Here is a 13,184-nt window from a genome sequence, read left to right as displayed (position 1 = left end):
TCATACATCAGGGTCGGTGTCGTCACTCTCATAAGCTGCACCCGCTATAAGGTCAGCTCAGCACTAAGCGGCAGATGATCAGATAGAGTCGACCAAGGCTTGCCCGTGTGCACCCACGCGTCTTTGACCGTCAGATTACGCACATAGATACGATCTAAGCTGAGCACTGGTAGCTTGGCTGGAAAGGTGGGCAAGAGCTTGCCATGACAGTGCTTAAAGGCTTCCGTCATGCCGAGGCTGGCCGCCAACTTATCACAAGACATTTTTTTCCAGTCATTAAAATCCCCAGCCAAAACCAGAGGTTGGTCGTCATCGATTTCGTTACGTACATAGTTAGCGATGGCCTCATACTGTTTGATACGGTCGCGCTCAAACAAGTTTAGATGCGCGCACAATACCACCACTGGCCGCTCCCAGCCGACGGGTTGTACTTCACAGTGGAGAACGCCGCGCTGCTCTAGCTTATTGACGGTGATATTGACGTTATGCTTTGGGTCTAATGGGAAGCGGCTGAGCACCGCATTGCCATGATGGCCATTTTCGTACTCTGAGTTTTTGCCGTAGCTGTTTTGCAGTTTTAGGTACTCGCCAAACCACTCATGCTGAGATTGGTCAGGGTACTCATTGTATTGCATATTGCGCTTTAGGTTTTGACCCTGCACTTCTTGCAAACACAGCACATCAGAACCTATGATATCGAGCGCTTGCGCGATGCCTTGTATTTTGACTTGGCGGTTCATCGGCGACATGCCTTTATGAATGTTATAGCTGGTTAAAACAAAAGAAGTCGTGGTAGTCATAGGTTTGGTCATAAACTCAGTATGGTAGGATAAAGGCGGCATGGTCTGCGGTGAGCCAAAACCGACGTAAAAAGAGCATTGATTCGTTGTGAACCAATGCTCTTATGTTATACCTAACTGCCGCCGATGGCTAATACGTCATCGTATCACGCCAGTATCTGGCAGCCCCGGTTTAGTAGCGAGTCACCAGAGCAATCGGTTGGTCTGCACCCATGATATCTTGTGGCATAAACACCGCTTTACCACCATTATGAATGACATGCTCAATGATTTCACCGATGGCATCATCCGTCACGCCATCAGCAGCTGGGTCGTCTGCGAGGCTCAGGGTCTGCGCTTGTTCATCTATCTTTGCAGGCTGGATATAACCGCGGCGGACATAGAGGGTCTCGCCCACGCCTTGATAGGCACGGCGATAGACTTCTTGCAAGTCAGTCTGGAGCATACTGGCGCCACGCGCTTTATCTATCTCACCGAGGGCTTCTTGATGTAGCGACGAGCGATAGCCCTCGACCGCTTCTTGTACGCTATCGATGATATGCTGAGCGCTGCCATCTTCTAGGTTGGTCGCATTGGTGACGGTAGCAATGATGTTGTCAGGACGGTCACAGACTTCTTTATAGTAGCCGATGTTTTTAGCATCACCCACGATGACCAGCGGCATTTTATTCTCGCCCCACAGCTCTTGCACGCTTTTATCAACTTGATTAAAGAATTCTTTGAGATAGCTGCTTTCGTTGTTTGATGAGCGATCTGAGCCACCATCGCCTGTGGTATAGGGGCCGTTATTTTCTACAGGAAATGGGATGTTTTCCATGTTGTTTTGTGCATCGTCATCTTTGTCAAACTCTCTGATGACGCGATCGTTCGAGGCTTCGATGAGGCGCGCATGTTCGCGGGTTAGCACCACGGTGTAGTAGTGGACCGCACTTGCCATATCACGTACTAGATCACGAGTGGCAAAACGATCTGAGATAACGACGCGCTCCTGGGTATCGATCGGCATACGAATGACTTTTACATCATCGGTGCTGGCAAATATCGCTAAGGTGTCAAGGTTATAGTTATGGTTGAGCTCTTTGGTTTTTGCGTAGATATTGTCCAAAATAGTAGTAGCCGTACGCTTATCATATTCACTGTTTAAGCGCTCTTCGACGACTTTTAATTGGTTTTTTAGGGCAATAGGGTCTTGATCGTTGGCAGGGTGCTCACGATGCGTTTTTACAAAGATACTGACCGCAGGGTTGGCTTTGGTTTCACGTAAGCTCTTTAGAGTTGCTTTCATATATTGCTCCTTGTTTTATTATGGTTTCATGGCTTTTTAGTGTTTATTAAACCTAATATTTTTTACACTTATTTTTATTAGATGGTGTCTTCTATTAAAAAAAGCCGCTTAGAAAAACATCCATTTAAAAGACAGAGCTGCTTGTTTTTATGTTGTACTGTCTGTTTTTTATGTTGTACTGTCTGTCATGTGTCATGTCTGTGCTGATAGTCCATTACCTTGATGCTAACAGCTAAACCTCACACTCTATAGGGTGACTTTGCAAGCAAATGATAGCGCTTTGTAAGCGAAGCACTCTTTATTGTATATAAACTTGCCTGACTCAAAAAATGACGGATTGTTTACATGATTTTGTGCGCTCATTGTTTTGTTGCACTGTTTACATCGTTTGCGATTTTGCGCTGTTTGCGATATGACTGGCGCGTAGGTTGTATTTTTGGCAAACGAACCCATCTTTTATACAGCTTATAAATAAAACGATAAGGCCGCCTACACCACCTCATGCCAAACGCATGATTGTCAATTATTCATTTATATCAGATATCGGACGCCGCTATGACAGCCATTTCTCCAGCATTACACCTTGTCGATTTTGACAACGTCTCACCCGCCACTCTACAAGACCAAGTCCGCAGCGCCATTGATGCGGCCAATGCTTTTTTAGATACAATGCCCGCTTTAGACTCCTTGCCAGCTGACCGCCAAATCAGTGCTGAGCAAGCACTGGCAGATGTGATGAGCTTTGACCATATCAATTTGGCGTTGGACCGCAGTTGGGGGATTTTATCGCATCTAAATAGCGTGATGAGCAATGATGATATCCGTCAGGTACATCACGAGCTGCTCCCCAAGCTTTCTGCTTATGGCACACGTGTCGGCCAACACCAACCGCTCTTTGGCCGTTATCAAGCCATCAAAAATGACACAGCGTTTTTTGCAGCGCTTGAGCCTGCGCGCGCACGGGCGATTGAGCTGGCACTGCGTAGCTTTGAGCTATCAGGCGTGGCATTGCCAAAAGAGGAGCAAGCCACTTTTGCTGATATTCAAAGCAAGCTCTCAACTTTATCTGCGACGTTTTCAGACCATATTTTGGACGCCACTCAAGCTTATGCTCTGCCGCTTAGCCAAGCGCAGTTGGCAGGGTTAACCGACAGTGGCTTAGCACTGCTAGCAGATGCCGGTGAACAATATAAAGCGCGTGAGCTGGCTCGTGGTACGCTCTCACAGGCCGATGTCGATGCACTACCAACGCCTTATTATGTAGCCAGCTTAAACATCCCTGTATATTTGGCCATCATGACCCATGCCGACGACCGTGATTTGCGCGAGACGCTATACCGCGCGTATGTGACCCGTGCCTCAGAGTTTGACATCCATACCAATGCCAAAGGCGAGTCGCTAAATAACGCGGATATCATGAGTCAGATTTTGCAGCTGCGTGAACAAAAAGCCAAGCTGTTGGGTTTTGATAATTATGCAGAGGTTTCTTTATCGACCAAGATGGCGGACAGTGTGACAGAGGTCGAAGACTTTTTACGCAACTTGGCCGCGCAGGCCACGCCAGCGGCGCAGCAGGACTTAGCGCAGCTACAGACATGCGCCCAAGACTACGGCATTGATGAGCTACAGCCCTGGGACAGCGCTTATATCGCCGAAAAAGTTAAACAAAGCAAGTTTAGCTTGTCGCAAGAAGAGATCCGTCCATATTTCCCCTTACCAAAGGTCATCAGCGGCTTGTTTGCAATCGTTGAGCGCTTATACGGTATCAAGGTACAAGAGCACAGCGAATCGGTATCGCGCTGGCACAATGACGTGCGTTTTTATCAGTTGTTTGATGCCGATGATACATTGCTTGGAGGGTTTTACTTCGACTTGTTTGCTCGTAGTGGCAAGCGCGGCGGCGCATGGATGAGTGGCTTTCAGTCGCGCTATCGTCATGAGGCCACAGAGCATCAGCAGCTACCAGTTTGCTTTATGGTTGGCAACTTCACCCCTGCCTTAGATGGCAAGCCAAGCTTATTGACCCATGATGAGGTATTGACCTTATTTCATGAGTTTGGTCACGGTCTCCATCATTTATTGACCCAAGTGACGGTCGGCGATGTGGCTGGGGTCAATGGGGTTGAATGGGACGCCGTCGAGCTGCCCAGTCAGTTTATGGAAAACTGGGCATGGGACAGCGAGGGCATCGCGCTGATTAGTCGTCACGTCGATACTGACGAGCCTCTACCAACCGATAAGCTTGATGCCCTACTGGCGGTAAAAAACTTCCAAAGCGGCATGCAGACCTTACGTCAAATCGAGTTTGCCTTGTTTGATTTGCTGATTCATGCACACACGCCAGCACTTGATTATGAGGGTATTTTGGCAACACTAGATGCGGTACGTCGTGACGTCGCTCTCATGCAAACCCCCGACTACAACCGTTTTGCCAATGGCTTTAGTCATATCTTTGCAGGCGGCTATGCGGCTGGCTACTACTCGTACAAATGGGCAGAGCTACTCTCTGCCGATGCCTTTAGCAAGTTTGAAGAAGAGGGTATCTTTAACCCTATCACTGGTAAGGCTTTTCGTGAGACGATTTTGTCGGTCGGTGGTAGCTTCCCTGCCAAGACCAACTTTGAAAACTTCCGTGGCCGTAGTGCCAGCATTGATGCTTTATTGCGCCATAGCGGTTTTGTCGCGACTCAAGGCATGCAAAATACCGATACTACTCATAGCACGCGTCACAGCACGCGCGAGGGCATCTAAATGCGCTATCAATCATCAACCCCCAAGCGCCGGTTTTTAGCAGGCGTTCGTTGCCCTAAATGTCAGGCGATGGATGCGGTGGTGCAGGTAAATATCGTCACGCCCGTAGCTGATGAATATATCGAGTGTACCCAGTGCGGGCACACAGAGCGCCGTCCAGACCCTGATGCCATCAGTGCCAAGAACCATGCCGAAGACCAGATCGCTCGCGATGCCATGACCACAGGTACCAGCGGGACAGTGAAGTTTAAGCCCTAAACGGTACATGTCGCTATTTGAAGATAGCGACGTGTTTTATTCTTTAACGGTGTTTTAAGCCTATCTTTTAATAGATAGGCTTTTTATTTTGAGTTTGCTATAGTATGGGCACTGATATCTTTGACATAAATCGATCAAAGTATGAAAAACAAAAAACCGCACCCTTTATTAAATAAGCATCTAAACAACAAACCCTCTAAATCGCACTCAAAAGCCGCAGTCGCTGTGATATTGGTTTTGCTTGTTGCAGCTTTTGGTTACTTTATTTGGACGCAGTCTCAGCCTAAAGTAAGCGAGCCTATCGACCAATCCTCGTCGGCCTTAGCTGAACAGACTAAAACAACAAATACAGTAGCGTCTCCCGATGTCTCACCAGATGATATAAAGAGTGATGTAGAAGGTAATATAGATGACACGGCTGATGATGGCACCAGCCGTGATAATGATACGATAAATACCGAAAACAATAGCGCTGCGATAGCCAGCAACCAAATACCAGATCCAAAAGCCATCCTACAAGCACCGCTACCACAGAATAATAGCTTAGCCAAAGAAGAGATTGATCGGTTAGAAGATGAGCGCCAACGTCTCGCCGAGCAAGAAAAACTGGCCGCTGAGCAATTAGCAATGAATAAAAAACTTGCAGATATGAAAGCAGAGCAAATCGCTCTACTCGAACAGCAAATCGCCCAGCTAGAAGCGGATAACGCCAGCAAAACCACTGAGCAATAAGGATTTTTTTAAGGGGCTGATCATGGCAAGCATCCAACTCACTCACGCCCCTATCTTAAATAGTAGCGCGCAGCTGCTTATCCTGCCTGTCAATACTGCTGGCATTTTGTTAGACCCTATTCTCACGCGCGCCAAAACGCTGTTTCCTGACAACTACCAGCGTTATCATCGTGCCTGCCGCGACGGTAGCTTGCACGTGGGCAGCTGTCTTTTGCATAAGCGCATGCGCGAGCAAGCGGGACTTGCAGCCAGTAGTAATGGCAATCAGCCAAGCCACATTGCCAATCTTGTGATATCAGACCATCCCTATCATTCAGCTCGTATGCGCTGGCTGACTGCCGCGTTGATACAGTTACGTGAGCAGCTGATACCGCTGATACGCTATCAAGGAATGCGTAGGGCCGCGCTTCTGGCCCGTCCCTTAATTTATGATACTACGCGGCACCACTCACCTGCTACCGCGCATTTAGCAAACGCCGTACCGCCAGATTGGGCTACAGAGACATTACCGCTTTTGATGCAGCATTTACAAGATCTGCCCAAACTGCGTATCGATATACACGTCCCCAAGCATTTTGACATTTAATCATCCATTAAGACAATCTACCAAATAACATCCGTGCTTGCTTAAGTCTAACCGACACACCAGCCGGCACCAGCAACATGTATATTGATTGTGTTGTATGAGCTATCGGCTTTATAACGGCCAAAAAAAACCGCCTTAAGCGTTCATAAAGAACAACTTAAAGCGGTTTTGGGTGTTTATAAAACGCATCAAACGCTTATAACGACAGCTTAATTTTGCTCAACACCCTTCATGGTTAGCTTGATGCGACCACGGTTGTCGACGTCTTGAACCAAGACATTGACTGCCTGACCTTCGCTTAGATAGTCTGATACGCTCTCGACGCGCTCTTCTGCGATTTGTGAGATATGCACAAGGCCATCAGTGTTTGGCAGTACATTGACAAAGGCACCAAAGTCTACGATACGGGCAACCGTACCGGCATACGTTTTGCCTACTTCCACTTCAGCCGTCAACGCTTCAATTTTGCCAATTGCCGCTTTGGTCGCTGCTTTGTTTTCACCAAAGATACGAATCGTACCACCGTCATCGATATCAATGACTGCACCAGTCTCTTCAGTCAACTGACGAATCATGGCGCCGCCTTTACCGATGACATCACGGATCTTGTCTGGATTGATCTCGATGACCGCATAGTTTGGTGCATGCGCGTTTATCTCAGTACGGCTTTGCGGCAAGACTTTATTCATCGCCTCAAGGATATGAATACGACCAGCATGCGCTTGCTTTAGCGCTTGCTCCATGATGTCAGGGGTGATGCCTTCGATTTTGATATCCATCTGCAGCGCAGTGATACCGTCTTTTGAGCCCGCCACTTTAAAGTCCATGTCGCCCAAATGATCTTCGTCACCTAAGATATCTGATAGAACAGCAAAGCGATCGCCCTCTTTTACCAGGCCCATAGCAATACCTGCCACAGGGGCTTTTAGAGGCACGCCAGCATCCATCAATGCCAAGCTAGCACCGCACACAGACGCCATAGAAGACGAACCATTTGACTCGGTAATCTCCGATACCACACGAATGACGTACGGGAAGCGCTCGCTATCTGGTAGCATGGCTTGAACACCGCGGCGCGCTAGGCGACCATGACCGATCTCACGGCGCTTAGGGATACCTTCACGGCCTGTCTCGCCGACAGAAAAGTGCGGGAAGTTGTAATGCAGCATGAAATGATCACGAATCGTACCGCTTAGTGAATCAATCATATTGACATCACGGCTGTTACCCAACGTCGTGGTTACTAGCGCCTGCGTCTCACCACGCGTAAATAGCGCAGAACCGTGGGTATAAGGTAATACGCCAACTTGCACGTCTAGCGCACGCACGGTCTCAAGGTCACGGCCATCGATACGCGGCTTACCTGATAAGATATTGTCACGAACGGTGCGGTATTTCAGATCTTCGTAGATGTCTTTTATCTCAGAGACTTTGCTGTCATAGTCTTCTGATTCGCTATCCCCTGCCAGCGCTTCGATGGCAGCATTTTTGATATCATCAAGTTTGCTATAGCGATCTTGTTTGTTGGTGATGGTATAGGCATCAGCCACTTGCTCACCAAACTGCGCTTTCATGCTACTCTCAAGCGTCTGATCTCGCTCAGGTGACGCAAATTCTTGCTTGGCAGTGCCGACTTCTTCTGCCAAAGAGGCGATATTATCGATGACGATTTGCTGCTGCTGATGACCGTATAACACAGCGCCCAACATCTGATCTTCTGACAGCTCTGCGGCCTCAGACTCTACCATCAACACTGCTGACTTGGTACCGGCAACCACCAAATCCAGATCACTACTCTCTAGCTGCTCAAGCGTTGGGTTGAGAACATATTCACCATTGATAAAACCAACACGCGCTGCCGCGACAGGGCCATTAAATGGCGCATCAGAGATAGCAAGTGCCGCTGACGCACCGATAAGCGCTGCGATATCAGCAGACTGAGTCTTGTCTGATGACACCACGGTGGCGGTAATTTGGATTTCGTTTACATAACCTTCAGGAAACAACGGGCGAATCGGACGGTCGATAAGACGCGAGGTAAGAGTTTCAAACTCGCTAGCGCGGCCTTCACGTTTGCCATAAGCGCCTGGGATCTTACCCGCGGCATACATTTTTTCTTGATAGTTTACGGTGAGCGGAAAGAAGTTTTGACCTTCTTTGGCTTCTGATTTTACTACCGCTGCTACAAGGACAGTCACCCCGCCCATATGAATCAAAATAGAGTTGGCTTGACGAGCCACGCGTCCTGTTTCGATGACAACCTGCTGGTCGCCATACTGAAATTCGCGCTTAATGGTATTAAACATTGTCATATAATCTTCCTAATGTTGACTGACAAAAACTAATATCAGCATCGTATAAAGCCGATATCTGTCATTAAAATTCTTTGAATATAGCCGCCTGCTGACTGACATCGTTTGCTATGTCATCGCCGCGGCGGCATATCTCATTACGATCTTTGTATCCATGCCTGCCACAGATATTTTGCTGGTATGTATATGTGGCTGTGCAGATGTGGTCTTACTATCGTTTGATCGATCTATTATCTAAAACTGATGCAGCGCGCTTAGCTACCTGCATGCTACCTTGTGCAATATATTTATGATGACTGCCTTATTGGCACTCCCTGCATAAACACCCTACTCACTGGCAAGTCCTCTATCTAACAATCGCTAAGCCATCAAGTTAACAATGCATTATTTTACAGTGATTTGTGGCTATTGACCAATCAATTACAAAACGGCACGTCCACCGCTGATGCTCGGCCATTATCACTATAACAGACAGTAAGAATAACACACAGCGCACGTGCCACACGTACCCCCGATGCAGACAGTATTACTTCTTAACTTCTTATAAATAAGCATAAAAAAACGGCGTGAAACTATTCCACACCGTTTTTAGAAAAATCTATTGTATCGATATCAGCAAGTAAGTGTGACGCGCTCTGCTAGAAGCTTGACAGTTAGCGCCTAAAGGGGCGTCACTTATCTGAATGAGCGCTCGTACTATCGTCGCTGTATTAACGACGTAGACCTAACTGGCTAATAAGAGTGGTATAGCGACCAAGATCTTTACCTTTTAGGTAATCAAGCAATTTGCGACGCGTGTTTACCATACGGATAAGGCCGCGGCGGCTATGATGGTCAGCTTTGTGCTCTTTAAAATGGTTTTGTAAATCATTGATACGTGCACTTAACAACGCTACTTGTACTTCTGGAGAACCCGTGTCGTTTTCGCTGCGCTGATATTGGGCAATGATTTGTTCGCGATCAGTATTGGTTAGCATAAATATCTCCGGCAATGCTAAAAGCTTTAAATATGCTCGAATTTGAGCGATATATAAAACAGTAAAATAAAAAGTAAAACAGCTTATACGGCATTCAGGACAACCCTGCATTACTAGAGTTGACCTAGTGTCGCTAAGCTCAATCACATAAGATCATCATCTAAAAAAGGCAGATAAGTCACGGCTCCCTCTCGCTCCTTATGAGCGCAATGATTTAAGCCTAATGCTATCTTCAAACCAAATTTAAATGTGGCGGCAATTATAACAAAAAACTGCTGAACTCGCAGCAGTTTTTCATATTAGTTTGTGATAAAAAGCGTAAGATACAAACCGACTCAAACGCGTCAAAAGATGATAGTAGATTCAGTTTAAAAATATTATAGCGCTACTAGTATAAATTTTCCTTGCGTGCTGTATACACAGAGGCTGCGAAAAATTCATCCCAGTAACGCTTTGGAACTTATGACAGTTTTGTTTTCCACTGACTATAAAAGGCTTCTATTTTTTTGCATCTTTTTGTGTCGCATGCGCGCCCAACTCGTTGTCCTCTAAAGGCACCGTGGTGGCTTCTGCTAAGCTATCTGGCGTCGCATCTTCACGTGGATTGATATCCTCAGCCAGTTTTTCAATTTCTTGTTCTTGTTGATCCATATTATCTGTGGACTGACTCATAATCCCTCCTATTTTTATTATTTCCACTTAGTTACAGCTAAATTCAATTATAAATCAGCTGTATTTATTACTGATCTTTTTTTACATTTTCTAAATTATCAGCAATTCTATCAGCCGCCGCCTCAGAATCTTCTGTGTGATTGTCTTCAGTTTGGCTTTTTAATGCCGCCTTTGCTGATTCTGAGCGTTGTTGTTCTAGCTTTGTATCGTTTGGATTTGAATTAGCCATGATAGTTTCCTTTTGATTATAAAACTTGATTGTAAAATAAGTCTTAGCGTTTAAAGGTTATTAGACAGAATAAGTAATAGACAAAATATTGCACATACACAGTTACGATAATGCTTTGTCAATAGCAGCAACGAAGTTGTCAATATCGTCTGGATTACGTGAAGTAATCAAATTACCATCGACTTGAACGGTCTGGTCTACAAAGTCCGCCCCAGCATTTTGCAAATCTGTCTTTAGCGAATGATAAGCCGTAAGCGTCTTACCTTTTGCGATACCGGCATTAATAAGCACCCAAGGTGCATGGCAAATCGCCGCTAAAGGCTTGCCAGCATCATTAATAGCATGGATCAGCCGATGGGCGTCTTGCTTGTCGCGTATGGTATCAGCATTGACGGTACCGCCCGGCAAGACCAGCGCGTCATAGTCGTTCGCGTCTGCTTCGCTAGCAAAAATATCAGCAGTAAACGTATCTGCTTTATCGACGTCTTGCTGCATCGCTTGGACTTGCTTGTCTTTGTTGGTAGTAATCAATACTGTCTGATAACCCTTATCTTTTAGCTGGTTATCGACATCTTCATACTCGGCTTGTTCAAAGTGATTATGTAATAAAAATGCAATGGTCTTCATCGTTATCTGTATCCTTATCGTTGTCTTTGTTAAAAACTACTTTTATCAACTACTTTTTATCGATTTATAGCCACGTATTTACTATTCTATTTTTAGATAGCAAAACCATAATCCGTTATTTTCACTTACTTATATTTTTATTGATATTTATTATTATCTTCCCTCTCAACCCTCTATAGTAAAACTATAATGCGTTTCTAGTTTTTCTTATACTTTGTTATTATTTTTATATTTTATTTAAACGTCCTGTTTTTTCTTATCTTAATAAAACTCTTAATTGTTATTTTTATCACGAGTTTTTTTATTATTATAATGTCACGTTTCCCTTGCTGACTTAATCAATGTACAAAAAAAACAGGTCTCACCATAGGTGAAACCTGCAATAAAATGTGACGATATGTGATTAGTGTAAACTGTTAGTAAGCCAGCTGGGCAATAAGCCGCTGATCAACCAAGACGGTAACATTAACGTTGAATAAGCTTTTTCGGTTGTAGCCTACCGTTTAGACTGACAGCACCCAAACCCAAAAACTGACCTTGTTCATCTAGCAGACGAATATCTACTGGTACGTCAGAGGCGAGAGCTGTGTTGCTGACAGTCGTTTCGTGAGCCGCAGTAGCTTCTACTACTTGGCTGCTGGTAGACTGGAGAATCTGTTGGGATATATAAGCATGTAGCTCATCTGTCAATTGTGCAGACACATTTAGACGCTGTCCCATATGGACACGCTGACATTGCTCGGCCGTCAGCGTCATTTGTGCAGGTATCTCGATACAGGCATCTATCGGCATCAGCTGCGTGAAACGCTCGACCAATGGCAGATCTTCTAGAGCAGATAAAGTGATGGCATTATCAACCTTAAAGCTACCAACTTGTAAGCGGCGCAAGGCGGTGAGATGGCCGAGTGTACCGAGCGCTTTAGCGATGTCTTCACCCAGCACGCGCACATAAGTGCCTTTGCTACAAGTGACGGTTAGCTGAATCTGCTCATGATCGAGTGCTGTTAGGCGAATAGAGCGGATGATAATATCTCGCGGCTCACGCACGACGTCGATGCCAGCGCGGGCATATTCGTAAAGCTTTTTACCGTCTTTTTTTAGGGCAGAGTACATCGGTGGTATCTGCTGCTGCGCGCCTAAAAACTGCTGGGCAAGCTCCTCTAAAGCGGCAGCATCAAATGTCGGCACAGAGGCCGTTGCAATTACTTGACCTTGAGCATCCCCTGTGTCTGTCTGGCCGCCAAGCAAAATGGTGGCTTGATAAGATTTGTCGGCATCTAGCTGATAGTGGCTAAACTTGGTGGCCTCTCCCAGACAAATCGGCAGCAGACCGGTGGCCATGGGGTCAAGCGTCCCCGTATGGCCTGCTTTTTTGCTGTCGTGCTTTGGGGATTTAAACAAATACTTAACCTTGGACACCACTTGCTGCGAGGTCAGACCATAGGGCTTATCTACCAAAATAACCCCTGAGACTTTTATCTTATCATTTTGCTTCGCTGGGATAGGCATAATATGGGCTTACTCGTCATGCTCGTTTTTTTCGGTTTTGCTGACGGCCTGATTGATCAAGTCCATCATATAATTACCATGCGCTGTCACTTCATCATAGTGAAAACGCAAACGCGGGGTTGTACGCGTTTTTAGGCTGTGGCTAAGCTCGGTACGCAAAAATCCTGCTGCTTTATTGAGCACATTGATGCTCTCTTCATGATTGGTCTTAGTCATCGCATCATCGAGCCCTGGCTCCATGATAGTGACATAAATATCAGCGTAACCCAAATCAGGACTGACTTTGACACTAGAGATGGTGACAAAACCAGTCAGACGCGGATCATTGACTTCGTCGCGGATAAGGACGGCAAGCTCACGCTGGATTTGATCGGCTAGGCGTTGTAAACGTTGATTCATGTTATTACCTTAATATTAGTATGGCTTAGTTAATATGGCTTATTTTT

13 protein-coding genes are annotated in these 13,184 nt (G+C 46.0%); 4 read left to right on the top strand and 9 right to left on the bottom strand.

The genetic code is table 11. The features are described 5' to 3' along the window. Positions 1–44: 44 nt before the first annotated feature. On the bottom strand, positions 45–800 hold the full coding sequence (locus tag JFC05_RS05915; RefSeq protein WP_075101430.1) for an endonuclease/exonuclease/phosphatase family protein: 756 nt from the start codon (positions 798–800) through the stop codon (positions 45–47). A gap of 172 nt (positions 801–972) precedes the next feature. Next, on the bottom strand, positions 973–2,085 hold the full coding sequence (locus JFC05_RS05910; RefSeq protein ID WP_198336169.1) for an AOC03_06830 family ribosome hibernation factor: 1,113 nt from the start codon (positions 2,083–2,085) through the stop codon (positions 973–975). 555 nt (positions 2,086–2,640) lie between these two features. Between JFC05_RS05910 and JFC05_RS05905 the strand changes: the two genes are divergently transcribed. From JFC05_RS05905 to JFC05_RS05890, 4 genes are all read left to right on the top strand, one after another. Then, positions 2,641–4,836 (top strand): M3 family metallopeptidase, encoded by a 2,196-nt coding sequence (locus tag JFC05_RS05905; protein ID WP_198336168.1) that lies wholly within the window; start codon positions 2,641–2,643, stop codon positions 4,834–4,836. Next, positions 4,837–5,094 carry a YheV family putative metal-binding protein gene (locus tag JFC05_RS05900; protein WP_198336167.1) on the top strand — a complete coding sequence of 86 codons (258 nt, stop codon included), beginning with the start codon at positions 4,837–4,839 and terminating at the stop codon, positions 5,092–5,094. Positions 5,095–5,235: 141 nt separating this feature from the next. Then, positions 5,236–5,826 (top strand): hypothetical protein, encoded by a 591-nt coding sequence (locus JFC05_RS12755; protein WP_227697431.1) that lies wholly within the window; start codon positions 5,236–5,238, stop codon positions 5,824–5,826. 22 nt (positions 5,827–5,848) lie between these two features. Beyond that, entirely contained in the window at positions 5,849–6,412 is a 564-nt protein-coding gene (locus JFC05_RS05890; RefSeq protein WP_198336166.1) for a macro domain-containing protein, read from the top strand. Between the two features lie 209 nt (positions 6,413–6,621). On the opposite strand, the gene pnp is transcribed toward JFC05_RS05890, so the two are convergent. From pnp to JFC05_RS05855, 7 genes are all read right to left on the bottom strand, one after another. After that, positions 6,622–8,724 carry a polyribonucleotide nucleotidyltransferase gene (gene pnp, locus JFC05_RS05885; protein WP_198336165.1) on the bottom strand — a complete coding sequence of 701 codons (2,103 nt, stop codon included), beginning with the start codon at positions 8,722–8,724 and terminating at the stop codon, positions 6,622–6,624. 710 nt (positions 8,725–9,434) lie between these two features. Continuing rightward, on the bottom strand, positions 9,435–9,701 hold the full coding sequence (gene rpsO, locus JFC05_RS05880; RefSeq protein ID WP_075101373.1) for a 30S ribosomal protein S15: 267 nt from the start codon (positions 9,699–9,701) through the stop codon (positions 9,435–9,437). 498 nt (positions 9,702–10,199) lie between these two features. Next, the gene (locus JFC05_RS05875) at positions 10,200–10,373 is read right to left on the bottom strand and encodes a hypothetical protein (protein WP_198336164.1); all 174 of its coding nucleotides are present in this window, start codon (positions 10,371–10,373) and stop codon (positions 10,200–10,202) included. Between the two features lie 67 nt (positions 10,374–10,440). Beyond that, on the bottom strand, positions 10,441–10,602 hold the full coding sequence (locus JFC05_RS05870) for a hypothetical protein (RefSeq protein WP_158676696.1): 162 nt from the start codon (positions 10,600–10,602) through the stop codon (positions 10,441–10,443). 102 nt (positions 10,603–10,704) lie between these two features. Further along, positions 10,705–11,229 (bottom strand): type 1 glutamine amidotransferase domain-containing protein, encoded by a 525-nt coding sequence (locus JFC05_RS05865; RefSeq protein WP_198336163.1) that lies wholly within the window; start codon positions 11,227–11,229, stop codon positions 10,705–10,707. A gap of 465 nt (positions 11,230–11,694) precedes the next feature. Next, positions 11,695–12,738: a tRNA pseudouridine(55) synthase TruB gene (gene truB / locus JFC05_RS05860; RefSeq protein ID WP_198336162.1), complete on the bottom strand. Its 1,044-nt coding sequence runs from the start codon at positions 12,736–12,738 to the stop codon at positions 11,695–11,697. Positions 12,739–12,747: 9 nt separating this feature from the next. After that, positions 12,748–13,137 carry a ribosome-binding factor A gene (locus JFC05_RS05855; protein WP_192994550.1) on the bottom strand — a complete coding sequence of 130 codons (390 nt, stop codon included), beginning with the start codon at positions 13,135–13,137 and terminating at the stop codon, positions 12,748–12,750. Positions 13,138–13,184 lie beyond the last annotated feature (47 nt).

Origin of the sequence: Psychrobacter celer (genome assembly GCF_016107555.1) — a bacterium.
Classification (GTDB): domain Bacteria; phylum Pseudomonadota; class Gammaproteobacteria; order Pseudomonadales; family Moraxellaceae; genus Psychrobacter; species Psychrobacter celer.
This window is presented reverse-complemented; position numbering and strand designations above follow the sequence as displayed.

Excerpts from the sequence above, each read along its gene's own strand:
- JFC05_RS05915 (WP_075101430.1), bottom strand. The coding sequence starts at position 800 with ATGACTACCACGACTTCTTTTGTTTTAACCAGCTATAACATTCATAAA.
- JFC05_RS05910 (WP_198336169.1), bottom strand. The coding sequence starts at position 2,085 with ATGAAAGCAACTCTAAAGAGCTTACGTGAAACCAAAGCCAACCCTGCG.
- JFC05_RS05905 (WP_198336168.1), top strand. The coding sequence starts at position 2,641 with ATGACAGCCATTTCTCCAGCATTACACCTTGTCGATTTTGACAACGTC.
- JFC05_RS05900 (WP_198336167.1), top strand. The coding sequence starts at position 4,837 with ATGCGCTATCAATCATCAACCCCCAAGCGCCGGTTTTTAGCAGGCGTT.
- JFC05_RS12755 (WP_227697431.1), top strand. The coding sequence starts at position 5,236 with ATGAAAAACAAAAAACCGCACCCTTTATTAAATAAGCATCTAAACAAC.
- JFC05_RS05890 (WP_198336166.1), top strand. The coding sequence starts at position 5,849 with ATGGCAAGCATCCAACTCACTCACGCCCCTATCTTAAATAGTAGCGCG.
- pnp (WP_198336165.1), bottom strand. The coding sequence starts at position 8,724 with ATGACAATGTTTAATACCATTAAGCGCGAATTTCAGTATGGCGACCAG.
- rpsO (WP_075101373.1), bottom strand. The coding sequence starts at position 9,701 with ATGCTAACCAATACTGATCGCGAACAAATCATTGCCCAATATCAGCGC.
- JFC05_RS05875 (WP_198336164.1), bottom strand. The coding sequence starts at position 10,373 with ATGAGTCAGTCCACAGATAATATGGATCAACAAGAACAAGAAATTGAA.
- JFC05_RS05870 (WP_158676696.1), bottom strand. The coding sequence starts at position 10,602 with ATGGCTAATTCAAATCCAAACGATACAAAGCTAGAACAACAACGCTCA.
- JFC05_RS05865 (WP_198336163.1), bottom strand. The coding sequence starts at position 11,229 with ATGAAGACCATTGCATTTTTATTACATAATCACTTTGAACAAGCCGAG.
- truB (WP_198336162.1), bottom strand. The coding sequence starts at position 12,738 with ATGCCTATCCCAGCGAAGCAAAATGATAAGATAAAAGTCTCAGGGGTT.
- JFC05_RS05855 (WP_192994550.1), bottom strand. The coding sequence starts at position 13,137 with ATGAATCAACGTTTACAACGCCTAGCCGATCAAATCCAGCGTGAGCTT.